Origin of the sequence: Glutamicibacter arilaitensis, from assembly GCF_044793945.1 — a bacterium.
Taxonomy (GTDB): Bacteria; Actinomycetota; Actinomycetes; order Actinomycetales; family Micrococcaceae; genus Glutamicibacter; species Glutamicibacter arilaitensis_B.
Genome location: NZ_CP084994.1, coordinates 251,561 through 277,732 on the forward strand (window position 1 = coordinate 251,561; position 26,172 = coordinate 277,732).

The window sequence follows — 26,172 nt, forward strand, 5'->3', positions numbered from 1 at the left end:
CCTAGTTCTTTGCAAAAATTCGAAAGTAAAACAAATCTCCCACTGTTGATTCTACGATGAATACAAAGGCGAGTTCTCAGGGGAAGCGAACAAGGCATGAGCGCAGTGGTCAGTCGTGAAAATTTGGATCTATTGGATCAGCAAGATGCGCTGGCATCATTCAAGGATCGGTTCCTTCTACCTGACGGGGTGCTGTACCTGGACGGGAATTCGCTGGGCCCTTTGCCTGCCGGAGCTGCTGAGCGTGCGGCAGAGGTAGTGAACGTCGAGTGGGGACAGGGACTGATCCGATCGTGGAACAGTGCCGGCTGGTTCGAGATGCCCACTCGGTTGGGTGACAAACTCGGATCCTTGCTTGGCGCCAACCCGGGAGAGACCGTGGTTACCGATACCACCAGCCTGAACCTTTTCAAGGCACTGGCTTCAGCACTGCGCATTCAACAGGTTGATGGTCCAGGCCGCCGTGTAATCATCACTGAACGCGACAATTTCCCCACCGATATCTACATTGCCGAGGGACTAGCCGAGTTGCTGAATTCCGTAGGTGCCGAAACCGGAATTCGCTACGAAGTGAAATTGATCGACAACGAAACTGAGTTGCTTGCAGCACTAGGCGAGGACACCGCGGTCGTTTCTCTCTCGCACGTCAACTACCGCACCGGCTCCATGTGGGACATGGCAGCCATTACCGACGCTGTCCACCAAGCTGGGGGACTGGCAGTATGGGACCTAGCACATGCGGCAGGCGCAGTTCCGGTAGATCTAAACGCCGCCAAGGCGGACTACGCGGTTGGATGTACTTACAAATATCTCAATGGCGGTCCGGGATCTCCCGCATTCATCTGGGTCAATGCGCGTCATCAAGATCGCTTCTGGCAACCGCTCTCAGGCTGGTGGTCTCACAAGGCACCCTTCGAAATGGCCGAGCAGTACACACCTGCAAAAGATGTCCGACGTTTCATGTGCGGCACCCAACCGGTAACGTCCATGGCGATGATCGAGGTGGGCCTGGATATTGCGGTGGAAGCCGAGATGGACTTGGTCCGGGCGAAGTCTTTGGAGCTCACGGACCTATTCATTGAACTGGTCGAGACGCGGTGTGCCGGACACGGGCTCGAGCTGATTACCCCTCGCGAACATGCTCAACGAGGAAGCCACGTGAGTTTCCACCATCCCAACGGCTACGAAATCATTGCAGCTTTGATCGAACGCGGCGTGATTGGTGACTACCGCGAGCCTGCAGTGCTGCGCTTTGGCATCACGCCTTTGTATCTGAGCCGGACAGATATCTGGGATGCAGTGGAGATCTTGCGTGAAATTCTGCACACAGGCCACTGGCAACGCGAAGAGTTTGCAGTACGAAATGCCGTGACATAGCAGGAATGCTAGCCGCTGGCCTCGGCTGACCCCCAAATCCGCTCGGCCTCGGCGATAGTACGCTTGAACGCAGCGAGGCAGTTGGTGCCTCGCTGCGTTTTCTTTGAGGGGTGCTGCGCACCGTGGGAACTGAACCTACGAATAACGTACCGGGTGGTTTGGGCCTGAAAAAGTCGCTTACCACTGCCCAGATGACCATGATCGCCCTAGGCGGGGCGATTGGCACCGGCCTATTCATGGGTAGCAAGCTTGGCATTATGCTCGCTGGGCCTTCGGTGATCATCAGCTACGTTATCGGTGGCAGTATCGCTCTGCTGGTCATGGGTGCACTCTCGGAAATGACAGTGCATCAACCTGTGGCTGGTTCGTTCGGTGTGTACGCCGAAAAATACCTTGGACACTTCGCCGGGTACCTGACCAAATATCTTTATTGGTCCGCGTTGGTCTTCGCGGTGGGAACTGAGGTCAGCGTGGTGGGCGAGTACATGCAGTACTGGTTCCCCGATATCCCCGGACTGTTCTGGGTAATTGTCTTCTCAGCGGCACTTCTCGCAGTGAACATGTCCAGCGTAAAATTCTTTGGAACCACTGAATACTGGTTCTCCGCCATCAAGGTTTTCGCAGTCGTTGCTTTCATTATTGTCGCCGCTTGGTTGGTTTTCCACGACCCAAATGACCAATTTGGTATCGCTAACTACAGTGCCGAGACAGGGTTCTTCGCCAACGGTATCTGGGGAACATGGAACGCGGTGATCGTCGCGATTTTCTCCTATATGGGCATCGAAGCAATCTCGATTGCCGCCGCGGAATCGCGCAATCCTCAGATTGCGGTGCGCAAGGCATTCAAGACAACCTTCCTGCGCCTGCTGCTGTTCTATGTTTTCACTATGGGGCTGATCCTCGCGATCGCACCAACCAGCGAACTGGTCAATGGCGGTTCGCCCTTCGTGACGGTGATGAGTCTGATAGGTGTTCCCTTCGCCGATTCAATACTGAACTTCGTGTTGATCATCGCGGCCCTTTCGGCCATGAACGCGCAGCTGTATGCGGCAACTCGCATGCTCAACTCCTTGGCGGATTCCGGACATGCTCCACTCCTCGCACGAAAGCTCAATGCGAAGGGTTCGCCCATTCACGCGGTTTGGATGTCTGCTGGCGGAATTGCAGTGGCGGCGCTGGTATACGGACTCGTTCCAGGTGGAGGATTGGGCATCATGATCTCGCTAGCGACTTTTGGTGCCATCGCCACCTGGTTCATGATTCTCTTGACTCACGTCGCCTTCCGTCGACATATCGGTAAAGAACAAATCCGCCTGGAATTCAGGCTTCCTGGCTATCCGGCTGCTTCCTTGCTCGGCGCGATACTTCTCGCGGGCTTGCTGGTCACCTCGTATTTCACCGAGCAGTTCACCTACACGCTGATCTTCGGTATTCCTTTCGTGGTCGTGATGTCGCTGCTTTATAAGCTGATTTTCGCCCGTAAACAGGCAAAGATCACTGCCTAACCACGCATACTGAAAACGCGTTGCCGGTCACTTCCCCGGCCACGCCTTGCACCGCATAAACAGCAGACATGTGCGGGCACACTAAGATCGTAAGGGGCCGGTGAAGGCCTGGCATCAACTTCTTGAAGGGGCAAATGTGGCCAAGCTGTATTTTCGATACGGGGCAATGAACTCGGGTAAATCAACGAGCTTATTGCAGGCTGCCTTCAACTATGAGGAACGAGGCCAGCGCATTCTGCTGGCGAAGCCGGGAGTCGACACCAAGGGAGAAGCCTCGATCGTTTCCCGGTTGGGCCTTGAACGTGAGGTCGACTTCGTGATTGGCCCCAAGGGCGATGTGCGTCAGCAGTTCGCCGCGATTGCTTCCGGCGAGGACCCCGAGGCCTTACTCACTCATGTTGATTCGCCTCCGGTTGCTTGCCTGCTTGTGGACGAGGCGCAGTTCCTGACTCGTGAGCAGGTTGATGACCTGTTGCGTATTGCCGTGCTGGACAACGTTCCGGTCCTTGCTTATGGGATCCGCACCGACTTCCGAACCCGGGCATTCCCCGGTTCCGCACGCCTGATGGAGCTGGCGCACTCGTTGGAAGAGCTGAAGACCATCTGCCGTTGCGGACGCAAGGCAATGTTTAACACTCGTAGAGTGGGGGACCAGGTTGTTTTTGACGGCGACCAGGTGGCTATCGACGGGGAAGACGTCTGGTACGAGTCTCTGTGTGCCTCGTGCTACCTAGAGGTTTCCGGCGGGCGACTGAGCTAGGTCCTTCTAGCGGGTTAATCGCGTGAAAAAAGACCAGAAACTGCGCGCTGAAGTCCCCAATCAAAACCGTCACTTTGTGGCGCATCAACGTCCAATTGCACAAGGTTTTGACGGTAGGCCACCGAACCCAAAATGTGGTTGAGCAGTAGCTGCTGACCAAAGCGGGCATCCTCTGTGGACAATCCAGCAGAGTGAAGCAGGTCGCGTAGCTGCAGAACCGGATTGAGCTGCTCAACTTGCAATGCGCTGGCTACTTCGATCACCTCTGGACTGTCCTGGATGGGAAGAAGAGCCAGGTACAACTTGCGGCATAGCTGCAAAACAGCGTCGGCGGGTGTTGCAAAATTTTCTGGGATAACACGTAGCTGCTCGGTGTTCAATAATTTTGCGGCAACGGCAGCTAGTAGCTCTTGTTTGTTCTTCACATGCCAGTACAGCGCGCCAACCTGAACTTCGAGTTCTTTGGCTAAACGCCGCATGGAAAGGTCAGCTAACCCGAACTGTTGCAGGATATCGACCGCGGTATCCACGACGGTCAGCTGAGTTAGTGCCATGCCTTCTAGTCTAGACGTAGTGACGCCGGCTACCCGTGTGCGCTGACCAGGCCGGGTTTTCCTAGGCTGCGACGTTGACTACGCTGGCAACGAAGATGGACAGCACGGTGGTCCAGCCGACGATTGCGACTGCCTGCCAGATGAGGATGCGTGCCTTGTTGATGCCGGCGGCAGCGAGCATGGTGGCGGTGAAGTGGGTTGGCAGCAGCAGTGGGCCGAGCAAGCTCACCCCTGGCACCCCGTAGCGTTCGAATGCGCGCTGGAATTTCATGCGGCGGTTGGCTTTGCGTTCGCTGTCTGCGGCTACCGGCGCAATGCTTTCGTGGAGCTGTGCGCCTTCGGTGCGGTTGGCACCATTTACTGCGACAGGTTCTTTGGCTCGTTTGCGGTTGACCAGTGCGGTGCGGGCACCGGAACCCAGTAGCACTAGCAACGCCACACAGATGAAGTTGCCGATGATGGCGGCGATGGCGGCGGTCACCGGGTTGATTCCGCCAAGAATGCCGATGGTTGACGCCCCTTCGCCTTCGATGAAGGGCACTGCGCCGGCGAGGGCGACGATCAGTGGCTGTGCGATTTCTGGAACTTGGGAGATGAGGTTCTGGAAGGATTCGATGAGGTTCATTATTGTTCCTGTCGTCGGTCACTGGACGTGTGTGTAATACAATTTCATCGCGTTTTCGGTGTCACCGTAAGTGTCTAAATGTCACTTGTGACAGGGAGCTTTGCATGTTTGGGGCATGACAAATGTCATCCCCGTATACTGAAGAAATGAGTGCTCCTTTACCTGCCGATCCGACTGAGAACTTCGGCCCCGGATCGATTGGTTCGCGCAGGCTGAGTACGGGAATCACCGCCACTTGGTGGTACACGGTGGCCGCCTTGTTGATGTTTCAGCTCACGATCCTGCTCTTATGGATCGGCGCGCTGGCCAACTTGGACAAGGGCACTGCTTCCATGGCCATCATGTCGATTGGGGGATTGGTGTGGTGCGCCGCGACAATTCCCTTGCTGATGCAATACCGGCGCCGAGATGAAACTGCCGGAGCCGCAGCGCAATGGCGCAGCATCCTGCTTCCACTACTCATCAGCGCGGTATTTGCGCTGGTGGCGGGTCTGAGCAGCGGGCTTTGGGTGGTGGGCGCGTTGCCCATCGTGCAATCGCTGATGTTGCTCAACTGGCCTCGCGGCGTGCGCATGCGCTTGGTCATCGCCACGCTGGTATTACTTGGCGGTCTGTGGTTTATAGACCTGCCAGCGGTGTCCTCCGCCAAGGGGGACAGCTGGTGGACACTGGGAATCGCGACCATTGTGTTGCCAGCGATGACCGTCAGCTCACTGTGGTGGTGGGATGTGCTTGCCACACTTGACCGCGCCCGGGCGGCGGAATCAAGGTTGGGGGCCACCCAAGAGCGGCTGCGGGTTGCGACCGACGTACATGACCTGCAGGGCCATCACCTGCAGGTGATCGCGTTGCAGCTCGAACTCTCCGAACGGCTGCTGACGCGTGACCCGCAGGCGGCGCTGCAACAGCTGCGGCTGGCCAGGTCAAGCGTCACCGAAGCCCAGCAGGGCACCCGAGATCTGGCCATGCGCTTCCGTGGTGTTCCGCTGCGCGACGAGATCGATAATGCGGTTGACCTGCTCAGGGCTGCCGGAACTTCGGTTCACGCCACGGTGTCTGACAAGGCGAACTCGGCACCCGCTGCCACTCTCGGGCCGATCATTCGTGAAACGACAACCAACGTGCTCCGTCACGGCGGCGGGAAGCGCGCACAGCTGTCGTTGAGGCGCGAGGAAGAGCAATGGCGCTACGAGATCAGTAATGATGTTGCAGCAGCTGCCAAGGATGGTACGGATGGGTCGGGGCTGCAGGGGATCAGCCGCCGTGTGGCTGAGGCTAATGGCTCGGTTCAGGTACACCGTGGAAAACATGAGTTCGCGGTCGTAGTGCTGGTGCCAGCTTTGAACTCTAAGGAAGAGCAGTAATGATCCGAGTTCTAATCGCAGATGACGAAGCAATGATTCGTTCGGCGGTGGCGGCCCTTTTGTCTTTAGAGGACGACATCGAAGTGGTTGCCGAATGCGCCGACGGTGCGCAGGCTGTTGTCATGGCAGAGAAACTAAAGCCAGATATCTGCCTGCTCGATTTGGAAATGCCAGAACTTGACGGCGTCCAGGTGGCCGAACGGCTGAGCGGTACGCTGGCCGCGACCCGCTGTGTTGTGGTGACCAGGCATGCCGGCCCCGGGGTGTTGCGCAGGGCCTTGGCATCCGGCGTCGCCGGATTCCTCCCGAAGTCGCGAAGCGCCAACGAGGTGGCCGAGGTCATCCGCCGCGTCGCGGCAGGCGGACGCTACGTCGACCCCGAAGTTGCTGCCGATGCGCTGAGCGAGGAGCGCAGCCCGTTGACCGAGCGGGAACTGGACGTGTTGCGCGCGGGCCGGCGTGGAGAATCCACGAGCCAGATCGCCAGGGCGCTCAGCCTTGCCCCCGGAACCGTGCGCAATTACATCTCTGCGATTCTGGCCAAGTTGAATGTTGCTACCCGCCAACAAGCGGTGTTGCTGGCCGAAGAACGTGGCTGGATCTGAGACATATACTCGAAGTGACGCTGTTCGCGCTGTCCGGGGCGGTTGCCTTATTTGGACAGTCGCTGTTCGCAGATGTTTCGGCATTGTTCTTGCAGCTAGTTATAACGTTGGCCTATCGGCTGAGCGTGGGTGTCTTTATCCAGACGCAGGCCCGGGACGTGGCGCGAATTTACCGCAGAAATACCATGATTCTTGTGGTTGCCAGCGTGCTGAGCGTTTTTGAACCACTGAAATTTGCGGTGGCTTTGCTTCTGATGCTCGGTGCGCTGTTGATCGCGCAGCGTGCCTGGCGTTACGGCCATCCGGAACTGGAAGATAATGATGTCCCGCGGCCCCTGCAATGGATCTGAGCTAGCAGCAGAAGCCAAGGGCAGAGGCCTCCGGTGAATAATTAGCGGTTCGGATCGGTGACCGGCTGTTGAAGCTCGGTCACCCAATCGGCCTGGTCTTCGGACTCTGCGCGCACATAAAGTTCGCGGCACGGGCCGGCTGGAACGAGCCCACGGGCAAGCACTTCGCCATGCACCGCTTGCCAGCTCTCATGGATTCGATCCATGGGGCCGAGGTGAATCCCGCAAATCGCCTCGGGTACTTCCTCAAGCTCAATAATCTCAAATTCATCGCTTGGCGGGGCATCGCTGAGGTACCCGGCTATCACGTCCACGCCGTTTTCGGTCCCGGTGTAGTGCGCAATCGGGGTGGTCAGCGAAGCCCCTCGAAGTGCGGCAGCGACCTGGTCAAATAACGGGCCGAGGAATCCGGCAATCTCGGGTTGCTCGCTAACGGAAAACCGGCCGGCCGCTAGACGCACCGCAGGCAGGGGTTTGTGGATTATCTCGATATGAGACATGAGTTTCTCCTTGGTGATGAGGTCAAGACGCCGGGCGACATCTCGCAGCCGCGAGGTCGCCAACCGGTGTTCGGCCTCGACTTGAGCGTGACGCACGCGCAGCAGCTCAGCGATATGTGCTGCATCCATTCCCTGAGCTAAGATCAGCGAGATGTCTTCGAGGCCAAAACCGAGCTGCCGCAAGGCAACGATCCGATGCAGCCGTTCAAGCTGTGCCGGATCATAGGAACGATAGCCACTGAACGTGTCCACGTGGGCAGGAACGAGTAACCCGGCAGTATCCCAGTGCCGCAGCATGCGGTGCGATACCTGCCCGATCTGCGCAAACGTTCCAATAGTTAACATGTTTCAGTTCTCCATCCTGACACTGTGTCAGAGTCAAGCTCTGCGTTAGCTCTGAGGCAATTGTTGCACCGCGGTGGTTTCCGGGTCCGTTAATTATCTGGAATCTACAGGTCGGTTAGCCTAAAGCATTGGATGCTGCACTCGTGGGCGATAGTCTTCGTAGGTGAAGACGCCTCGAAGAACCGTGCGCTATATCAACCTTGCACGAATCCTCTGGGCGCTGATCACCCTGGGCGCTATCGTGGCCACTTATGCGGACACTGCATCGCGGGGTCCGGTCCAACCGATGAACTTCTTTGGCTACTTCACGATCCAGTCGAATCTGATCGTGGTGGTGGTCGGGTTCGTTGCCGGGGCGATGGGCTTAGCTAAAGGTGCTGCGGTGCCAAGCTGGGTTGTGGGCCTACGTGCCTTGGCCAGCGTATGCATGGTTGTCGTCGGGCTGATTTACATCACCTTGCTGGCACCCTTGGGAGCCGCCGGCGGGGTGCCGCTGCCATGGGCGAATTGGATTATGCATATTATTGGCCCAATCTTGGTTTTGGCCGATTGGCTACTAGCCAAGAATCCGACTTCCTTGTCCTATAAGGCCGTGCCTGTTCTTCTGGTTTACCCGTTGCTTTGGACGGCAGTGGTGCTGGTCCGTGGAGCCGTCGATGGGTGGGTTCCCTACCCGTTCCTTGATCCGGATCAAGGCTACGGTGTCATCAGCTTGTACGTTGTTTCCATAGCCGTGGTCTTCGCCGGAATCACCTTTCTCGTCGTCGCATATGGCCGGCGGGGACGACACCGTGACGCTGAGCTCGAGATTCCCTAATCGTTTCGGTAAACTTTGGTCGTAAGAGCCCCTAACTCTTACATTGAGCCCATTGGGCCAAGTGAGAAGTACAGGGGCATATTTTTTGCCCGGCACCGTGCCGGGACGGCGTGAAGAGCGCCGCAACCGCTGCTTTATGCAAGGGGGAGGATCCCATGCCAGCAATCGTGATCGTCGGAGCCCAGTGGGGCGATGAAGGTAAAGGCAAGGCTACCGATTTGCTCGGTGGACACGTCGACTATGTAGTCAAGCCAAACGGCGGCAACAACGCCGGGCACACCGTGGTCGTCGGCGGTGAGAAGTACGAGCTCAAGCTCCTTCCAGCCGGAATCCTGTCGCCAAATGCCACTCCGATCATCGGCAACGGTTGCGTGGTGAACCTCGAAGCGCTCTTCGAAGAAATCGACGGACTCGAAGCCCGCGGCGCCGACACCTCGAAACTGCGCGTTTCGGCGAACGCCCATCTGGTGGCTCCGTACCACCAGACCATGGACAAAGTCACCGAGCGCTTCCTGGGCAAGCGTGCCATTGGCACCACCGGCCGCGGTATCGGTCCGGCCTACATGGACAAGGTTGGACGTCTCGGCATTCGCGTGCAGGACGTCTTCGACGAGTCAATCCTGCGCCAGAAGGTTGAAGGCGCGCTGCGCCAGAAGAACGAATTGCTGGTCAAGATCTACAACCGGCGCACCGTGATCGTCGAGGACATTGTGCAGTACTTCCTGTCCTATGCCGATCGCCTGCGTCCGTTGATGATCGATTCCACCTTCGAGCTGAACAACGCGCTGGATGAGGGCAAAGTGGTTCTCATGGAGGGCGGCCAAGCCACTTTCCTCGACGTTGACCACGGCACCTACCCGTTTGTCACCTCCTCGAATCCCACCGCTGGAGGCGCCTCGGTCGGTTCGGGCATCGGCCCAACCCGCATCAGCCGCTCGATCGGCATCATCAAGGCCTACACCACCCGCGTGGGCGCCGGTCCATTCCCTACCGAGCTGTTCGACGAGATGGGGATCTACCTGCAGAAGACCGGTGGCGAATTCGGTGTGAACACCGGTCGTCCACGCCGTTGCGGCTGGTACGACGCAGTGCTTGCCCGCCACGCCTCGCGCGTGAACGGTTTCACCGATTACTTCGTGACCAAGCTGGATGTGCTCACCAACATTGAGCAGATCCCGGTCTGCGTGGCCTATGACGTTGACGGAGTGCGCCACGACGAAATGCCAATGACGCAGACCGAGTTCCACCACGCGAAGCCGATCTTCGAGTACTTCCCGGGCTGGACCCAGGACATCTCCGAAGCCCGCAGCATGGAAGATCTGCCAGAGAACGCGCGAAACTACATCTTGGCCTTGGAAAAGATCAGCGGCACCCGGATCTCCGCCATTGGCGTGGGCCCGGACCGTGACCAGACCATCGTGCGCCACGACCTGATCAACGACTAGATTCTTCACCCCAGATAAATTCTGGGCAGAGCACACAAGCCCGACGGATTCCGTCGGGCTTGTGTGCTCTGCGGGCTAGTTCATGCCGTGACTATTTACTGCTGAGCTTGGTAGGTTCGACGCCTTCAACCGACGCGGTGCCTGCAACTCGCTGATTCCAATGCGCAATGACCTGCACCGAGGTGGGGCGGGTAAGCAGGGAAACAATAATGAAGGTCACTGCGGAGGCGATCAGGCCATAGTAGATCGGCTCGTTTGCGTATACGCCATCGAACTTTTGCTCGGCCTGAATTTCCAAGATGATCATGGTGCCCAAAGTGACAACCGTACCGGCTGCCATGGACGCGGCGGCTCCGATGCCGTTTCCACGCTTCCAAAGCAGTCCACCAATGATTGCGACCAGCAGTCCGCCGACCAGAATGTCATAGGCGATGGTGAGCGCTGCCACGACGTCGTCAACCAGAATCGCCAAGGAGACCGTGACTATGCCGAGGAGCAAAACCCAAATGCGGTTAGCGCGCACGTCATGCTCGGGATTTTCGTCGGAGTTGACCTGGACGGTCTTGCCAAACCAGCTGGCAACAAATGGTGTGACGTCGGCGCGCGCCACGGTGGCCGCGGCGATCAATGCGCCGGATGCGGTTGACATCATTGCAGCCACCGCAGCGGCCATGACCAAGCCGCCGACGGCAACCGGCAGCAACTGGGTTGCTACCTCCGCGTAGACCACGTCCTGGTTGGAGTCAGCTCCGACGATGTCCGGCAGGGCTACCCGGGCCGCCATGCCGATAATCGCCCCGGCAGCGCCATAGATGATGCAGTAAATTCCTGCGGTGGTGCCGCCCCAGCGGGCCACCTTAGGGGTTTTAGCGGTGAATACGCGCTGCCAGATGTCCTGGCCGATGAGCAAGCCAAGAGTATAGACAACAAAGTAGGTGATGATTGACTGCAACCCGATGCCGGTGAAGCTGAAGAACTCCGCATCAACACGTTCGCGGATGCCAGTCATGCCACCTGCTGCGTTCAAGGCGAAGGGCAGCATCAGGAAGAAGATGCCGACTGTCTTGATGATGAATTGCACTTGGTCTGCCAGGGTGATTGACCACATGCCCCCGATGGTCGAGTAGACCACCACGATCGCACCGCCGATGGCGATGGCGTGCCATTTTTCCCAATCGAAGAGCACCACGAAAATCGTCGCGTACGCGCTGGTGGATGTTGCGCAGAGCATCAAGGTGTAGGCGAGCATGACCATGCCAGAGGTGTTGGTGGCCGACTTGCTGCCGTAGCGCAGGGTCAGCATTTGCGACACCGTGAAGACCTTGAGCCTTTGCAATGTAGGTGCGAAGCAAAGCGAGAGCAGGATGACGCCGGCTCCGATGGCGACCACCAGCCACATTCCCGAGATGCCCCACTTGTAGCCCAACCCGACGCCACCCACCGTGGAGGCACCACCAAGAACGACTGCCGCCATGGTGCCGGTGTAGAGGAATGGACCTAGACGGCGTCCGGCTACGAGGTAGTCACTGCTGGTCTTGGTGCGCGATTTCCCCCACCAGCCGAAGAGCAGCATTGCCGCCAAATAAGTGGCAACGATTATTCCGTTGATGTATTCCATGAGGAGGCCCGTGTTCTGTAAGTCGGAAACCGAATATTACCATTAGTAAACTTTTGTTGTTCAACAGGCTATTAGTGTTTGTGGTGTGCCGTCAACCACATGAAGGTCGTTCGTGGCCACTTCTTTGAAGTGTCGGGCGCCGAGTCGTGACTCGGCGGGGCGTAAGCAGAGTCTTGTGCGAATGGCCTGATGCACTCTTGGGCGTTGTGACGGAACACACTGACTTGCCTGTGGGAATTTTGTAGACAATTTGACGAGCAATATGCATGATCGATGGGCAACGTGTCATATTTGCGTAGTAAACGATGAATCTTGTGCGATGCCGCGTGGACTCTAGTACTGTTTCACGACGACGCAATGTTGCATCTGGTGCCTTTGTGGCACCTTTTTTCATATGCGAATCCCCCGATTTTTGATAGAGAGACGCCTTAAAGATGAGTGAAAATGGTCAGCCGTCGACGATGAAGTCGGCCGGGCACGTCATTGTTGACACCCTAGTAGCCCATGGCGTGGAGCGCGCCTATGTCGTGCCAGGCGAAAGCTACCTCGATGTCCTTGACGGCCTGCACCATTCGGCCATCGACACTGTCGTTTGCCGCCATGAAGGCGGAGCCACCTATATGGCCGAGGCCGACGGCAAAATGCACCAGCGCCCGGGGATCGCGATGGTCACACGCGGTCCGGGTGCCGCGAACGCCCACGTTGGTTTGCACACCGCGTGGCAGGACTCCACCCCGCTAGTGCTCTTCGTGGGTCTGATTCCTTTCGAGCACCGGGGCAAGGAGGCCTTCCAAGAATTTGATCCAAAGGCCTGGTTCGGTACCGGCGCCAAACGAGTGATGATCCTGGACCACCCCGATAGGGCCTCGGAAATCGTCGCCGAAGCCATGTTCGCTGCCATGTCCGGCCGTCCTGGCCCGGTGGTGGTCGGACTGCCAGAAGACATCATCACCCGCGAAGTGCCTGCGGCGACGCACCCCGTAATTCCTGTCGCTACAGGCGGCATGACGGTCACCGACTGGAAAGCGTTGAATGAGGCGCTGCAAGAAGCAGATAAGCCACTGTTCATTTTTGGTGGCAACGACTGGTCCCACGAGGGGGCGGCGAACTTCACTCGCTGGCTCGAAGATCACGATCTGCCTGCGGCAGCCGAATGGCGCTGCGAAGGAACCGTGCCCTTCAACTCTCCGTCATATGTCGGGCCCATCGGCTACGGACGTCCCAAACCAACCTATGACCTACTCGAAGAAACCGACCTGCTCATCTTCGTAGGCACCGTGCCGGGCGATGTGATTACCGACGGATTCAACATCCGCCAAAACTGGGACAAGAAGAACTTCCTGGTGACCATCGACCCATCGCTGCGTGGCCGCTCGGGACCAGTTTCACATCAGATCGTGGCCAAACCCGACGTTTTCGTCCGAGACTTGATGCTCATGGACCTGAAGGTCAAGGATTCCTGGCGCGAATGGACTGGCCGCATGCGTGGCGAGCAGGAGAAGTTCGCCCAGCTGCCTTCGGCAGTTCCTGCAGAGGGGCAAGCCCAGATGGCAACTCTCATGGCGAATTTGGTCGAATCTCTCCCGGAAGATGCCATGGTTACCTTCGGTGCAGGTGAACATACAAACTGGGCGCATCGCTATTTCCCAACCAACGGCTACGCATCGATGCTTTCTGCGCGCAATGGTTCGATGGGCTATTCCATCCCGTCGGCCGTGGCAGCTTCGCTGTCTTACCCCGGGCGCCGAGTGGTCACCATTGCAGGGGATGGCGAGTTCATGATGAACGGCCAGGAATTGGCCACCGCCGCACAGTATGGCGCCACCCCGCTGGTGATCGTCATGGACAACCAGCAGTACGGCACTATCCGCACCCACCAGGAGCGTCACTATCCGGGCCGTGTTTCAGGCACGCAGCTGCAGAACCCGGACTTCGCGCTGATGGCCAAGTCCTTCGGCGGCTACGGTGTGCGCGTCGAAAAGGACGCGGATGTTCCCGCGGCAGTCGAATCGGCCCTCGCCGCAATCGATGGAGACAAAACCTTCGCGTTGATCCACTTGATCGTGGAGCAGGGTGTAAAGGCCTACTAGTCTTTACGTAAACGCAGAAGCTCAGCGAGTGCCCCGGAGGCGCTCGCTGAGTGCTTTAACCCTTGCCGGACAGGTGGATGCTAGCTGCCTGCCCGGTTCGGCGACCGTTCAGTGGACCAAGAATCCGGCCGGTGGCGCAGGGCAGATTCCTGAGCAATGATAAATCCCACGTCTGTCACCTTGGCATGCCCCGTTTGACGGTTTAAGCTGAATTTCGACGGAATATGCGAGCAGTCCAATCCCTACCCACCAAGGCGGAGAATCAGATGGCACAAATGAGCGACAAGCTCATTGAGCAGTGGGCCGACGCCACTGCCGAAATCTATAACGAGTCCCTTTCCGGCATTTCACTGACCCGAATGCCCGGCGCCGTAGCGCAGTACATTGAGCTATTTGCACAGAGCGAAGACCTGACCTTCAACCGGGATGCCACTCCACTTGACTACTTTGAGCGCCACCCGTTCATTGCGGTGACGGCTATCCTGAACAACGACGAAGCGCTTGAGGCGCTCGACGATGATCAGCAAGAGGCTCTGGACGAGATGGTTGGCTTCACCGAAGCCTGGTACAACTTCGACCAGGAGCAGGAACCCGAATTGGGAACCTCCGAAGCCGACGACGACGAGGACGACTGGTAAACCCAGAACCTCATGTGCGAAGCCGATCTGTCCATTCTCAGCCATGGATAGGTCGGTTTTCTGCTCGCAGAAATTGGCAGGCCGAAGCGGAAAAATAGATCCTGCTATTTCCTTATCGGGTGATTGGTGGGACGATGCCGTTATGAGCCAGTTCAGCGTCTTTGAAAGCACGGTGGTGATTCACCTGCCGGTGCATCGTGTGTGGGAATTGCTGACCGACTGGGCAGCAACCCCACTATGGATGCCGGGCATTGCCACGATGCATTCAGATGATGTGCAGCTGCGCGTAGGCACGCAGTTGATATATCGGGTAGGCAAGAATGAGCGCCATTATCGAATTCATGACCTGATCGAGAATCGCCTGTTAGTGGCGCACACTTCCGAAAATCCCGACGGCCTCTCCTACCGTTTTGATCTGAAAGACGACGCCGGGTACACCGAAGTGGTGCTCCAAGTTGCGGTGATCAACCCGGATCTCACCGTTGAGCAGTGCGAGGAACTCGCAGCCGCCGTGCGGGAGGCCGAGGGTGACATGCTCGATCAGCTCAGGCTCTACGCCGAGCAAGCTCCGTAGCAAAGCCTATTTGTTGTGCGACATGCTTCGCTTGTCGTACGCCTTGGAAGCCTTGAATTCGGTTCCGGCGAAGAGCTGGTCAACGGTTACCAGGGTGTAGCCCTCCTGCTGAAGTTCCGAAACTAGCTGCGGTACCGCCTTGACCGAACTTTCATGGATGTCATGCAGCAAGATGATGGAGCCGGCGCCGACCTCTTCCATGGCTATTTTAACGGTCTTTTTCGGGTCATGATGCTGCCAATCCAAGGTATCTACGTCCCATAGCACCAGCGGGTAGGGGATAAGGCGGTCATAAACCGCGCCGTGGGAGCCAAAAGGCGGCCGAAGTATATTGGGGCGCACCCCAGCGGCTTCTTCGATCGCGTCCGCGGTCCACTGCACTTCGTGCTCGATGCCCTCAGCGGTCAGCGTGGTGAGGTCTTTGTGGTCATATGTATGGCTGCCGATCTGGTGCCCTTCATCAACCATGCGTTTCAGAGTCTGCGGGTACTTCTCAACGTTTTTCCCCAGCACGAAGAATGTTGCAGGGGTTTGCTGCTCGCCCAACTCGTCCAATAGGCGATCGGTGAACTCTCCTGGGCCATCGTCAAAAGTCAGCGCGGCACATTTGGTGACCGCGCAGTCCACGGTTTCGGCGCGAGGCTCGACAGGCGTCTGCTGTGCCGCAGGCTGTGCGGCACAGCCTGCAAGCAAGGCGACGCCAATAGCCAGAGCAGATAAGCGATGTGGACGACGGGGGAACGCACTCATCTTTCAACCATCTACCTACTAGGGCCAGGCGCAAAACTGCCACGCCCGTCAAGTGGATTTCAGTGTTAACTCTTCGGGACAGGCACCGGGGCAGAATCCAGTGGATGCTCCAGCTCATCGCGCGCAAACTTCCCAGCCCACCATGCGAGCAGCCCGAAGAGTGGGGAAGTTACGCCGGCAATGATGAAGATCGTCTGCAGGCTTAGCACTTGGCTGAGCGGTCCGGCAACGGCCATGGATAGCGGCATTAATGCCAAAGAGACGAAGAAGTCCAAACTGGAGATGCGCCCCAGCAGATGCTTTGGCACGCGTCGCTGCAGCAGAGTTCCCCAAATCACCATGCCCGCGGCATCGGTGATTCCGAAGAGCAATAGGATCGCGAACAGCATCCACGCGACGTCAACATATCCCACCAAGGCCAATGGCACGGTGCCCAAGCACCAGCAAGCGGTCATCACGCTCAGATAGCGGCGCGGAAACTTCGACGACGCGACGAGCAGCGAACCGATCGCAGAACCTGCGCCGAAGAACGCCAGGGTGTACCCGAATAGCTTTGCATCCCCGCCAAGGTTGTCGCTGACAATAAATGGCAGCAGCACCTCGAAAGGCCCGATGAAGGTGAACACCGAGATGACCGAAAAGATCAAGGTCCAGCGTAGCCAGCTGGTGCGCATGGTGTAGCCAACACCCTCACGCAGTTGGCGCAGTACGCTCGGCGCCGAGCCTTGGGAATCCGCTTCGCCCGGAGCGTCGTATTCCTTGCGGTGATCAATGGTGCGCAGGACAAGTATCGCGATCAGGTGGCAGATCGCGATTCCGGCGATGGCGTGCGCCGGTGAGATCGCGGCCACGAGGAAGCCGGCAATCATGGGGCCAATCGCGGTGTGGACCACCGGGCGGATGGTTCCCTCTAGACCGTTGGCGGCCAGCAGATCCTCTGCTGGAAGCATCCTGGGCAACAGTGCCGAATAGGCCGGGTAGAAGAACGCAGAACCGGCACCTGCAAGAAAACCGGTAATGATCAAATGCCATAATTCGATTACGCCGGTGAGCGCAAGAACCGCAGTAGTGCTCATGATAAGCACCGAGAGCAGCTCCACGAGGATCACGATTTTCCGGCAGGAGTACCTGTCCGCCAGGATTCCACCGAGCAGTACCAGCGCGAGCAGTCCCACGCTGCTGGCGGTGGCGACCATGGATAGCTCCAAGGGTCCACCGCCTAGGCGGCGCACTTGATAGACCATCGCTACCGCCCACATGCCCGCGGCGAATGTGGAAATGATTAAAGCGCTGGCTAGCAGCGCATAATCCCTGTGGGCGAATGGCTTGACTAGACGCAGCACAGAGTCCTGCAGCCTACTCATGAGCGCTCCTGCTTTAGATGCTTATATGCGTGTTATTCCAATCATCAGGCTACTGATTGATTATTGTCAATCAGTAAATGGGATTGCACGCAAAAGCCTCGTGCAGCGCCCTTAACGGGTGCGGCACGAGGCTGAGCAGCGCAGTTATGATTACTCGGAGTCGTGATCAATTTCCAAGAGGGTCACCAGCTGATCCAGTGCAGCTTCGGCACCGTCGCCTTCGGCGCGCAGCACTACCTTGGTGCCGTATTCGGCGCCCAGGCCCATCAACGAGAGAATGCTCGAGGCATCCAGTGCGTCCTCAACGGGTTCGCCTTCCAAGGCGATGGTGACCTCAACCGGAAGCTCACCGGCGGCTTCGGCGAAGGTTGCAGCCGGACGGGCATGAAGGCCAACCCGGCTTCCAATGATTGCTGTACGTTCTGCCATGATGGCTCCTTATAATCGGTGGTAATTCGTAAGCTTAAAGCACGTGGGGCTACTGTTATAGCCCGAAGCGGTCTAGTTCGGGCAGTTGCGCGCGAACCAGGTTGCGAGCCTCATCTGCCGAGGCCGCTTGCAAGGCGAGCTGCGCCAAACTCTGCGCGGTGGCCAAGTCCACGGTGCGCAGCACCGCCGCTACCGGAGCGAGCGCACGCTTGTTCATCGACAGAGTGCTAACTCCCAGCCCTACCAGCACCACCGCGAGCGCAGGATCCGCCGCGGCTTCACCGCACACTCCTACCGGTTTGGCTCCGGCGCTTTGCGCCCCGGTGCAGGTGGCCGCGACCATGTGCAGCACCGCAGGCTGCCAGGGGTCGTTGAGTTCCGCTAGCGAACCCAGCTGCCGGTCCGCGGCCATGGTGTACTGCGTCAGGTCGTTGGTTCCAATGGAGACGAAAGCGCAGCGTTCCAGGATCCGCTCGGCCAATAATGCGGCCGAAGGCACCTCGATCATCACTCCGGCGGTGGGCAGCTTCGCCGCGGTGACCAGCGCCGCAAAATCCTTTGCCTCCCCGGGCGTGGAAATCATCGGAGCCATAGTCCAGACCTCTGCCCCGTGAGACTCGGCGGCCTCGGAAATTGCGGTGAGCTGGCGGGCAAGCACTCCGGGACTGCTGGTATCGGTGCGGTAGCCACGCACTCCGAGGGCCGGATTCGGCTCGCTGGTATCGGTGAGGAAAGGCAGTGGCTTGTCGGCGCCGGCATCCAGCGTGCGCACCACGACCTTCTTCTGCGCGAACGCGGCGAAGACCGCACCGTAGGCCGCAACCTGCTCCTCGTGGGAAGGTTCTTTTTCGCGCCCAAGGAAACAGAACTCAGTACGCAGCAGGCCCACGCCTTCGGCGCCGGCCGCCGCGGCAGCCTGCGCGTCGTCGCCGCTTCCGACGTTGGCTAAGAGTGGGATGCGGTGCCCGTCCGCCAGCGCTCCGATACCGTCAAATTCAGGTAGCTGCTCACGGTTGGCGTAGGTGCGCGCGATGGCTGCTTCGACCTCGGTGGGGTTGCGCACCACCAGCCCGTCGATGCCGTCCACGTATACCTGATCACCATCTCGCAGCGCGATGGTCTCGCTCGCTGCCACGATGGCAGGCAAGCCAAGGGACCGCGCGATGATCGCGGTGTGGGACTGCGGGCCACCGTCGCTGGTGACCAGCGCCAGGACCTTCGCGGGGTCCAGGGTAGCGGTATCCGCCGGTGCCAGGTCCACCGCAACGAGCACAAAAGGTTCCTGCGAGTCGGGGATTCCGGGGGCAGGGACCCCGCGCAGCTGAGCCACGATGCGGGCACGCACATCCAGTACGTCCGAAGCGCGTTCGGCCATGTAGCCGCCGAGCGCCGCAAGCTGGGTGGCTACCGCGTCGGCGGCTTCCCAGAGCGCCGATTCGGCGCAGGTGCCCGAAGCGACGAGTTTTGTCGCAGACTTCAACAGGCTGCGGTCGCTGGCCATCAGCGCGGTCGCCTTGAGTACCGCTTGCGCGTCGCCGGTGGCCTGCGCAGCGCGTTCCTTCAGCTGCGCCGCGACTGCCGCGGTGGCTTCTGCCAGGCGGGCGGTTTCGCTTTCCACGCTGGCCCCTGGCCCAAGCGGTGCGCCGTCAGCCGGTGCGCTGATCGGATCGGGCATGCGCCGCACGGTGCCGATGACCCGGCCCGCGCTGACCCCTACTCCGGAGAACTTCTCTACGCTGTGGGTGCTCATGCTGCAACCTTCGCATTCTCTACGCCCGGCATTGCTGACTTGCGGGCGAATTTCTTCAAGATAATCACCAGCGCCGCGGAAATCAACGTACCGATCAGCGTTGCCAGCAAGAACATGGGCCACGTGTTGTTCATGGCGAAGAAGACGAATGCTCCGCCGTGAGGTGCCTGGCTGACCACATCAAAGGTCATGATCAGCGAACCGGTGACCCCGGCGCCGACCATCGAGGCTGGGATGACACGCAGCGGATCGGCCGCGGCGAAGGGGATTGCCCCTTCGGAGATGAACGCGGCACCGAGCAGCCAGGCCGCCTTGCCGTTCTCGCGTTCGGCCCCGGTGAAGAGCCGCGGGGAGACCGCGGTGGCCAGCGCCATTGCCAGTGGTGGAACCATGCCGGCGGCCATAACCGCCGCCATGATCATCAGCGGTGCCGGGTTATCGGTTATCGAGCCGGCTCCCAGACCTGCCACTGCGAAGGAGTACGCGACCTTGTTCACCGGTCCGCCGAGGTCCACTGCCATCATCAGGCCGAGGATCAGTCCAAGAATTGCCGCAGCGGTGCCCGACATACCCGAAAGCCATGAGTTCAATGTTTCGGTGAGTTGTGCAATCGGACCGCCGAGGAAGAGGATCATCAGTCCTGAGGCAATGATTGAGCCAAGCAGCGGAACGATCACCACCGGCATCAGGCCGCGCAACCAGCGCGGAACCTTCCACGAGCTGATCCAGCGGGCCGCCAGTCCGGCAATCAGACCACCGACGATGCCGCCGAGGAATCCTGCTCCCATGAATCCGGCCACCGCGCCGGCGGTGAAACCAGGAGCAATACCCGGACGGTCCGCATAGGCATAGGCGATGTAGCCTGCCAGCGCCGGCACCAGGAAGCCCATGGACAATCCGCCGATCTTGAAGGCGACCGCGCCGAGGAAGGAAAGGAGTCCGGCATCCGGCAGGTTGAACAGCGTATTTTCCGCCAGATACTGATCGGCCACGTCGGTGATGTCGTAACCGCCCAGCAGGAAGCCCAAGGCGATGAGCAAACCGCCGCCGGCGACGAACGGGATCATGTAGGAGACGCCGGTGAGCAGTGCACGCTTCAGGTCGGCGCCGAAGCTTTGCTTATCGCCGCTCTGAACCGATTCCGCTGAGCCTGCTCCGGCGGGCACCTTGCGCGCATTTGGATCCGTGGCTGCGGCGATGGCGTCCTGCAAAAGCTTTGCCGGCTCGTCGATACCGCGTTTGACTGGAACCTGGATCACCGGCTTGCCAGCGAAACGGGAGCGGTCACGCACATCCACGTCTACCGCGAAGATCACCGCGTCGGCGGCTTCGATAACCGCTGGATCCAAGGCGGTTGAACCGGAGGAACCCTGGGTTTCCACTGCGAAATCGATGCCGAGCTCTTCGGCGGTCTGCGCCAGTGAGTCCGCCGCCATGTAGGTGTGCGCAATGCCCGTCGGACAGGCAGTGACCGCAACGATCTTGGAGACCTTCGCGGTATTCGTTGCAGCCTTGGCCTTCTCGGCAGGTGCGGCGGCGGTTGGTGCGGCGGGCATCGTGGGGCTCTCGGAGATCACCGCGGAAACCAGTGCGACGATTTCTTCGTTGCTCTTGGCTTCACGCAAGGCGCCGGTGAAAGTCTTCTTGACCAGTGCCCGAGCCAACTTGGAGAGCAGCTTCAAGTGTTCCTTATCGGCGCCCTCTGGGGCGGCGATGAAGAAGATGAGGTCCGCCGGGCCGTCCTTGGCTCCGAAGTCCACGGGTGTGGCCAGGCGCGCCATAGCAAGGGTCGGGGTGGTCACTGCCGCCGAACGGCAGTGCGGGATCGCGATGCCGCCGGGGACACCTGTTGCCGTTTTAGCTTCTCGGGCCAGCGCATGCTCGGCCAAAGCCGAGGCGTCGGTGGCGCGGGAGGCCTGGGCCACCAGGTTTGCCAGATGATTGATGACTTCGGTGGTCGAAGTCCCCAAGTGCGCGTCGAGGGTGACGAGCTGGGTGGTGATCAGGTCGCTCATAGCTATGATCCTTGCCTTGGGTTTAGTGCGACGACGGTGACGGCGTCCACGGTGAGATCGGATGGTGCGGGAATAGTTGAGCCGGGAAGCGAGGTCGCCGCCGCGCCGTAGGCGATGGCGGAGCCAAGGCACTTATCGGGTGCTGCTCCGGTGGTCACTGCCAGCAGGTAGCCTGCCAGTGAAGAGTCTCCGGCGCCCACGGTGCTGCGGACGCTGATCGGTTGGTGCCAGCCATGCCAGGCGCCTTGGCCTGTTGCCAGCACCGCGCCTTGTGCTCCGAGCGTTGCCAGCACCGCGCCGGCCCCGAGTTCGAGCAGCCCTTGGCAGGTGCTCGCGGTCAGCTCTGCGGAATTCTCAAGCTGTTCCTCAGTGAGTTGCGTGCCCACCAGTTCGGCTAGTTCCTCGGCGTTTGGCTTGATGAGATCCGGTACGTGGCTTGGGCCGTGCGCAAAAAGCTGACGCATTGGTTCGCCGGAGGTGTCCACGGCTATTTTCGGGCAGTTCACCCCGAGCGAATCGCGCAGTGCGGCGGTGAGCTTGGCGTAAAAATCTGCAGGTGCTCCCGGGGGCAGCGAGCCCGCCATCACCAGCCATTGGGCTCCGGCACAGGAGTCGAGCACCAGCGCGCTCAGCGCGGCCAACGAATCGGCTGTGAGAACCGGGCCCGACTCGTTGATCTTCGTGGTGGTGCCATCCGGGTCGGTGATGGTGACGTTGGTGCGCAAGGGCTCATCGATGGGCAACGCCTTGAACTCAAGTCCGTCGCCGCGCAGCGCCGCGATCAGCGGGTCATCGATCGCACCGGGGAGCAGAGCCAGGCTCTGGGCACCGGCAATCGCGATCGCGCGGGAAACGTTGACTCCCTTGCCGGCGGCTTGGGTGTGGCTGGCGGCCGCGCGTTGCACCGCGCCGCGAGCTAGCGGATCGATCAGCTCGATGGTTTTATCCAGGGCCGGGTTGCAGGTCAAGGTGATGATCATGAAATCACTACCTCTACCTCGGCTAGTTCGAGTGCGCGGGCCAGATCGGCTTCCGGTGCGCGATCGGTGACGAGCGTGTCCACCTGATCCAGCCGTGCGAAGCGGACCAGAGTTTCCTGATCGAATTTTGACGAGTCGGCGAGCAGGACCACTCGGCGGGCGCTGGCGACCAGTGCCGTTTTCACTGCCGCCTCTAGCGGGTCCGGGGTGCTCAGGCCGAAGTCGGCTTGCAAGCCGTTGGTTCCGATAAATGCGATGTCTGCGCGGTAGTTCGAGTATTCCTGCGCCGTGCGAGCTCCGCTGCTGGCTCCGGTGATTCCGCGAACTCGTCCGCCAATCAATTCCAACGCGATCTGCGGGCTTTGCACCAGCGCCGTAGCGATAGGCAGCGCGTGGGTGATGACCACGAGTCCCGAACCCGCATTGGTTTTTACCATGCGTTCGGCGAGGATCTCGGTGGTGGTGCCCGCATCGAGAATGACCGAGGCATCGGAGACCGGAAGCAGGCTCAACGCGCGCTGGGCGATCCGGGCCTTGGCGTCGGCGTGGATGGCGGTGCGTGCCACGTAGCTTTCCTCGCGGGTGCTCGCCTCGCTGGTGGAGACCGCGCCGCCGTGCACGCGGCGCAGGAGATTCTCTGATTCCATTTGGGCCAGATCGCGGCGGACAGTCTCGGCGGTGATCTCAAAGCGCTGGGCCAACTGCGCGACGGTTACTTTCCCGGCGCTCGCAAGCTGATCCGTGATTAGCCGGTGTCTTTCCTCGGCAAACATCTACGCCTCCATGAAGTCATGACCTACAACACATGAATCTGTGTTTCCATGACTTTATGCCCGTTTGCGTGGGGTAGTCAAGATGAAATCCAAAAATACTGTGGATTAATCTTTGTTTGCGTGGGGTTATCTGTTCAAAAGCCAAAAAATCGGTGGGACCCCTCAGAAGGAGGGTCCCACCGATCTAGGCATCAGTCCGAGCGCTACGCCAGTATCTGGCGTTTGGAAGAAATGACTCCGGTGTTGAAGCCGGCCAGCCGCAAACCACCGTGGAAGCGTGCGTGCTCAATCTTGACGCAACGATCCATGACCACGTTCAGGCCTGCTGCTTCGCCGCGCGCGGCGACTTCCTCATGCCACGATCCAAGCTGCAGCCAGAGGGTCTTCGCGCCTACCGCCACAGCTTCATCCAATACGCCTGGAAGATCATCATATTTACGGAAGACCTCAACCAGATCTGGAGTCTCCGGCAGATCCGCCAGCGACTTGTAGACAGGCTGACCCAGAATCTCATCGAGCACCGGGTTGATGAAGTACACCTTGTACTTCGAGGAGGACAACAGGTAAGTGGCCACGAAGTAGCTCGCGCGTGAGGGCTTATTCGAGGCACCCACAATGGCGATGACCTTCGTGTCACGCAGGATCGCCAGACGCTCGGCCGCGCCGGGCGCTTGCCAAGTACGTTCTTCGATGCTCATTAGTTCGCTCCCTTCGAAGCGGCAGGCACGGCGCAGGCAGCGCCGTCATAGGTGGAAGTTTCGAACTGTTCGGCCACGGTGCCTTCCTGCGACGCGGTCAGCGCCTGGTCCAGATCCCAGATGATGTCTTCGACATCTTCCAAGCCGACCGACAAGCGGATCAGGTCCTCCGGAACACCGGCAGCGATCATCTGCTCTGAGTTCAGCTGCTGGTGCGTGGTGGATCCCGGGTGCAGCACCAAGGTGCGCGCGTCCCCGATGTTCGCCAGGTGGCTTGCCAGCTGCAACGCCTCGATGAACTTGGTACCGGCCGCACGTCCGCCCTTCACGCCGAAGCTGAAGACCGAGCCGACGCCCATTGGCAGCAATTCGGTGGCGCGCTGGTGCTGGGGGTGGGACTCCAGGCCGGCGTAGTTCACGTAGCTGACTCGTTCGTCGGCTTCCAGCCACGCGGCGATCTGCTTCGCGTTGGCCAGGTGGTTGTCCATGCGCTGCGGCAAGGTCTCCAGGCCCTGCAGCAACTGGAAAGCCGACTGGGCCGGCAAGGCCGGGCCGAAGTCGCGCAGCTGTTCGCTGCGCAGCTTGGTCAGGAATCCGTACTCGCCGAAGTTATCCCACCAGGACACGTTGCCGTAGCTCGGTACCGCTTCGGTCATGGTGGGGAATTTGCCGTTGCCCCAGTTGAAGGTACCGGCCTCGATGACCACGCCGCCTAAGGTGGTGCCGTGCCCGCCGATGAACTTGGTGGCCGAGTGGATCACGATGTCTGCACCGTGCTCGATCGGGCGCAGCAGGTACGGAGGGGTCAGCGTGGAATCGACCACCAACGGCAGGTTGTGGCGGTGCGCCACCTCGGCCAGGCCCTTGAGGTCCGCGATGTCGCCGGAGGGGTTCGCCACGATCTCGGTGTAGACGGCCTTGGTGTTCTCCTGGATGGCAGCTTCGAAGTCGGCTGCCTCATTGGAATCAACGAAGGTGGTGTCGATGCCAAAGCGGCGCAAGGACACGTCCAGCTGGGTGATGGTGCCGCCGTAGAGCTTGGAGGAAGCCACGATGTGGTCTCCGGCCTGTGCCAACGCCGCAAAGGTGACGAACTCGGCCGCCATGCCGGAAGCGGTGGCTACCGCGCCGATGCCGCCTTCGAGGGAGGCCATGCGTTCTTCGAAAGCCGCCACGGTCGGGTTGCCGATGCGCGAATAGATGTTGCCGTATTTCTGCAGCGCGAAAAGGTTCGCCGCATCATCGGTGTCTTTGAAGACAAATGAGGTGCTCTGGTAGATCGGCACGGCACGTGCGCCATGCTCGGCGTCGGGGGTGCCACCTGCGTGTAGCGCGCGGGTGCGGAATCCAAACTTGTGGTCGGCCATGGTGGCTTACGACTCCTTGTCGACTGGGTTTTCGGCAGGAATCCCGGATCAATGTCGCTTAACCCCTGAGAATCAGTGGAAAGCAGCTCCATCGGTTCTGGCGGTAGCACCTGATCCACCGGTTGCGGCAGGTTGCTGCGGCGTCATCAAACCAGATCTCTCGGCCGCTCGGGATGGTAAGTAATAGTCTGTCAAGATGTCTTGGGATGCCCCAACTATGAGTCCTAAAGTTGCGAATGTTAAGGCGCAGGATGATTCGGGTGGAGCCGCGCGATTACCCTATGCTCGAGTTATGGATACCGCGCTAGCTTTGGTCAGACATGGGCAGACCGACTGGAACCTGGCAGGGCGCATGCAGGGACGCACCGACATTGCGCTGAACGCGACCGGTCGCGAACAAGCCCGCGAAGCAGGACGCCAGCTGCTGGATGACGGTTGGGAGCTGGTGCTGGCTTCGCCGCTGTCCCGTGCCCAGGAGACCGCTGAGCTGATCGCCGCGGAACTCGACATTGAGACCGGCGCACCGGTAGCCGATGCGATCGAGCGCAGCTTTGGCCCATTCGAAGGTCGAGTCAGGGCTGAGCTGACCGAGGAAGAAGTGGCCGCCCACGCAGCGGAGTCCGAAAGCCGCGAAGCGGTGCTCCACCGGATGCTTCGCACGCTGAGCGACATAGTTGAAGTGAATCCGGGCCGCCGCATCCTGGTGGTCAGCCACGGTGCTGCCATGCGTATCACGCGCGACGCGCTCGCCGGAAGGCGAATCGAACGCGGTATCTACAATGGCGAATTGCTCAAAATTGAGCTGAGCCGCCTAGCCCAGCTAACCCAGGAGCTGGGTCTGGCGACCGCGCGCTAGAACCGAAGGGCTCAAAGTTTTCC

At 59.7% G+C, this 26,172-nt stretch carries 25 protein-coding genes and 1 riboswitch; of the genes, 12 read left to right on the top strand and 13 right to left on the bottom strand.

Annotated features, from left to right (window positions below):
- Positions 1-96 precede the first annotated feature (96 nt).
- The 3 genes from kynU (at position 97) to LG294_RS01240 (ending at position 3,642) form a co-directional block, all read left to right on the top strand.
- Positions 97-1,377 carry a kynureninase gene (kynU, locus tag LG294_RS01230; RefSeq protein WP_404288746.1) on the top strand — a complete coding sequence of 427 codons (1,281 nt, stop codon included), beginning with the start codon at positions 97-99 and terminating at the stop codon, positions 1,375-1,377.
- Between the two features lie 122 nt (positions 1,378-1,499).
- Positions 1,500-2,882, top strand: a complete 1,383-nt coding sequence (locus LG294_RS01235) for an amino acid permease (protein WP_404288747.1) — start codon at positions 1,500-1,502, stop codon at positions 2,880-2,882.
- A gap of 136 nt (positions 2,883-3,018) precedes the next feature.
- Positions 3,019-3,642, top strand: coding sequence for a thymidine kinase (locus tag LG294_RS01240; RefSeq protein ID WP_404288749.1), 624 nt, complete (start codon positions 3,019-3,021; stop codon positions 3,640-3,642).
- Between the two features lie 14 nt (positions 3,643-3,656).
- Here LG294_RS01240 and LG294_RS01245 read toward each other — a convergent pair whose 3' ends face one another.
- Both LG294_RS01245 and LG294_RS01250 read right to left on the bottom strand, forming a co-directional pair.
- The gene (locus tag LG294_RS01245; RefSeq protein ID WP_404288750.1) at positions 3,657-4,172 is read right to left on the bottom strand and encodes a helix-turn-helix domain-containing protein; all 516 of its coding nucleotides are present in this window, start codon (positions 4,170-4,172) and stop codon (positions 3,657-3,659) included.
- Positions 4,173-4,257: 85 nt separating this feature from the next.
- Positions 4,258-4,821 carry a small multidrug efflux protein gene (locus tag LG294_RS01250; RefSeq protein ID WP_404288752.1) on the bottom strand — a complete coding sequence of 188 codons (564 nt, stop codon included), beginning with the start codon at positions 4,819-4,821 and terminating at the stop codon, positions 4,258-4,260.
- Positions 4,822-4,967: 146 nt separating this feature from the next.
- Between LG294_RS01250 and LG294_RS01255 the strand changes: the two genes are divergently transcribed.
- The 3 genes from LG294_RS01255 to LG294_RS01265 are packed head-to-tail and all read left to right on the top strand — an operon-like array spanning position 4,968 to position 7,140.
- Positions 4,968-6,185: a sensor histidine kinase gene (locus tag LG294_RS01255; protein WP_404288754.1), complete on the top strand. Its 1,218-nt coding sequence runs from the start codon at positions 4,968-4,970 to the stop codon at positions 6,183-6,185.
- The gene (locus LG294_RS01260) at positions 6,185-6,790 is read left to right on the top strand and encodes a response regulator (protein ID WP_404288756.1); all 606 of its coding nucleotides are present in this window, start codon (positions 6,185-6,187) and stop codon (positions 6,788-6,790) included. Before LG294_RS01255 ends, LG294_RS01260 begins: the two co-directional genes overlap by 1 nt.
- A gap of 14 nt (positions 6,791-6,804) precedes the next feature.
- On the top strand, positions 6,805-7,140 hold the full coding sequence (locus LG294_RS01265) for a hypothetical protein (protein ID WP_404288758.1): 336 nt from the start codon (positions 6,805-6,807) through the stop codon (positions 7,138-7,140).
- Positions 7,141-7,181: 41 nt separating this feature from the next.
- On the opposite strand, the gene LG294_RS01270 is transcribed toward LG294_RS01265, so the two are convergent.
- On the bottom strand, positions 7,182-7,985 hold the full coding sequence (locus LG294_RS01270; protein ID WP_404288760.1) for a MerR family transcriptional regulator: 804 nt from the start codon (positions 7,983-7,985) through the stop codon (positions 7,182-7,184).
- Positions 7,986-8,148: 163 nt separating this feature from the next.
- Here LG294_RS01270 and LG294_RS01275 point away from each other — a divergent pair, with 163 nt between their 5' ends.
- Both LG294_RS01275 and LG294_RS01280 read left to right on the top strand, forming a co-directional pair.
- Positions 8,149-8,802, top strand: a complete 654-nt coding sequence (locus tag LG294_RS01275; protein ID WP_404288762.1) for a Pr6Pr family membrane protein — start codon at positions 8,149-8,151, stop codon at positions 8,800-8,802.
- Between the two features lie 155 nt (positions 8,803-8,957).
- Positions 8,958-10,247: an adenylosuccinate synthase gene (locus LG294_RS01280; RefSeq protein WP_404288764.1), complete on the top strand. Its 1,290-nt coding sequence runs from the start codon at positions 8,958-8,960 to the stop codon at positions 10,245-10,247.
- Between the two features lie 91 nt (positions 10,248-10,338).
- On the opposite strand, the gene LG294_RS01285 is transcribed toward LG294_RS01280, so the two are convergent.
- Positions 10,339-11,865 carry a sodium:solute symporter gene (locus LG294_RS01285; RefSeq protein WP_404288766.1) on the bottom strand — a complete coding sequence of 509 codons (1,527 nt, stop codon included), beginning with the start codon at positions 11,863-11,865 and terminating at the stop codon, positions 10,339-10,341.
- Between the two features lie 434 nt (positions 11,866-12,299).
- Between LG294_RS01285 and LG294_RS01290 the strand changes: the two genes are divergently transcribed.
- The 3 genes from LG294_RS01290 (at position 12,300) to LG294_RS01300 (ending at position 15,167) form a co-directional block, all read left to right on the top strand.
- The gene (locus tag LG294_RS01290; protein ID WP_404288768.1) at positions 12,300-13,955 is read left to right on the top strand and encodes a thiamine pyrophosphate-dependent enzyme; all 1,656 of its coding nucleotides are present in this window, start codon (positions 12,300-12,302) and stop codon (positions 13,953-13,955) included.
- A gap of 266 nt (positions 13,956-14,221) precedes the next feature.
- On the top strand, positions 14,222-14,593 hold the full coding sequence (locus tag LG294_RS01295; protein ID WP_404288770.1) for a hypothetical protein: 372 nt from the start codon (positions 14,222-14,224) through the stop codon (positions 14,591-14,593).
- A 142-nt stretch (positions 14,594-14,735) separates the two neighbouring features.
- Positions 14,736-15,167 carry an SRPBCC domain-containing protein gene (locus tag LG294_RS01300; protein ID WP_404288772.1) on the top strand — a complete coding sequence of 144 codons (432 nt, stop codon included), beginning with the start codon at positions 14,736-14,738 and terminating at the stop codon, positions 15,165-15,167.
- 6 nt (positions 15,168-15,173) lie between these two features.
- Here LG294_RS01300 and LG294_RS01305 read toward each other — a convergent pair whose 3' ends face one another.
- The 9 genes from LG294_RS01305 to LG294_RS01345 all read right to left on the bottom strand — a co-directional run bounded on the left by LG294_RS01305 (position 15,174) and on the right by LG294_RS01345 (position 25,293).
- On the bottom strand, positions 15,174-15,917 hold the full coding sequence (locus tag LG294_RS01305) for a polysaccharide deacetylase family protein (RefSeq protein ID WP_404288774.1): 744 nt from the start codon (positions 15,915-15,917) through the stop codon (positions 15,174-15,176).
- A gap of 65 nt (positions 15,918-15,982) precedes the next feature.
- Positions 15,983-17,281: an MFS transporter gene (locus LG294_RS01310; RefSeq protein WP_404288776.1), complete on the bottom strand. Its 1,299-nt coding sequence runs from the start codon at positions 17,279-17,281 to the stop codon at positions 15,983-15,985.
- Positions 17,282-17,431: 150 nt separating this feature from the next.
- Entirely contained in the window at positions 17,432-17,710 is a 279-nt protein-coding gene (locus LG294_RS01315) for an HPr family phosphocarrier protein (RefSeq protein WP_404288778.1), read from the bottom strand.
- A gap of 55 nt (positions 17,711-17,765) precedes the next feature.
- Positions 17,766-19,460 carry a phosphoenolpyruvate--protein phosphotransferase gene (ptsP, locus tag LG294_RS01320; RefSeq protein WP_404288780.1) on the bottom strand — a complete coding sequence of 565 codons (1,695 nt, stop codon included), beginning with the start codon at positions 19,458-19,460 and terminating at the stop codon, positions 17,766-17,768.
- Positions 19,457-21,475 carry a fructose-specific PTS transporter subunit EIIC gene (locus LG294_RS01325; protein WP_404288782.1) on the bottom strand — a complete coding sequence of 673 codons (2,019 nt, stop codon included), beginning with the start codon at positions 21,473-21,475 and terminating at the stop codon, positions 19,457-19,459. Before LG294_RS01325 ends, ptsP begins: the two co-directional genes overlap by 4 nt.
- A gap of 2 nt (positions 21,476-21,477) precedes the next feature.
- Positions 21,478-22,455, bottom strand: a complete 978-nt coding sequence (locus tag LG294_RS01330) for a 1-phosphofructokinase family hexose kinase (RefSeq protein ID WP_404288784.1) — start codon at positions 22,453-22,455, stop codon at positions 21,478-21,480.
- Entirely contained in the window at positions 22,452-23,228 is a 777-nt protein-coding gene (locus tag LG294_RS01335) for a DeoR/GlpR family DNA-binding transcription regulator (RefSeq protein WP_404288786.1), read from the bottom strand. Before LG294_RS01335 ends, LG294_RS01330 begins: the two co-directional genes overlap by 4 nt.
- A gap of 203 nt (positions 23,229-23,431) precedes the next feature.
- Complete coding sequence (locus tag LG294_RS01340; RefSeq protein WP_404288788.1) at positions 23,432-23,926, bottom strand: CoA-binding protein; 495 nt, start codon at positions 23,924-23,926, stop codon at positions 23,432-23,434.
- Positions 23,926-25,293: an O-acetylhomoserine aminocarboxypropyltransferase/cysteine synthase family protein gene (locus LG294_RS01345; protein ID WP_404288790.1), complete on the bottom strand. Its 1,368-nt coding sequence runs from the start codon at positions 25,291-25,293 to the stop codon at positions 23,926-23,928. The genes LG294_RS01340 and LG294_RS01345 overlap by 1 nt, the downstream gene beginning before the upstream one ends.
- A gap of 85 nt (positions 25,294-25,378) precedes the next feature.
- A riboswitch (SAM riboswitch) is annotated at positions 25,379-25,473 on the bottom strand.
- A gap of 112 nt (positions 25,474-25,585) precedes the next feature.
- On the opposite strand from LG294_RS01345, the gene LG294_RS01350 reads away from it, so the two are divergent.
- Positions 25,586-26,149: a histidine phosphatase family protein gene (locus LG294_RS01350; RefSeq protein ID WP_404288792.1), complete on the top strand. Its 564-nt coding sequence runs from the start codon at positions 25,586-25,588 to the stop codon at positions 26,147-26,149.
- The last annotated feature ends 23 nt before the right edge of the window (positions 26,150-26,172 follow it).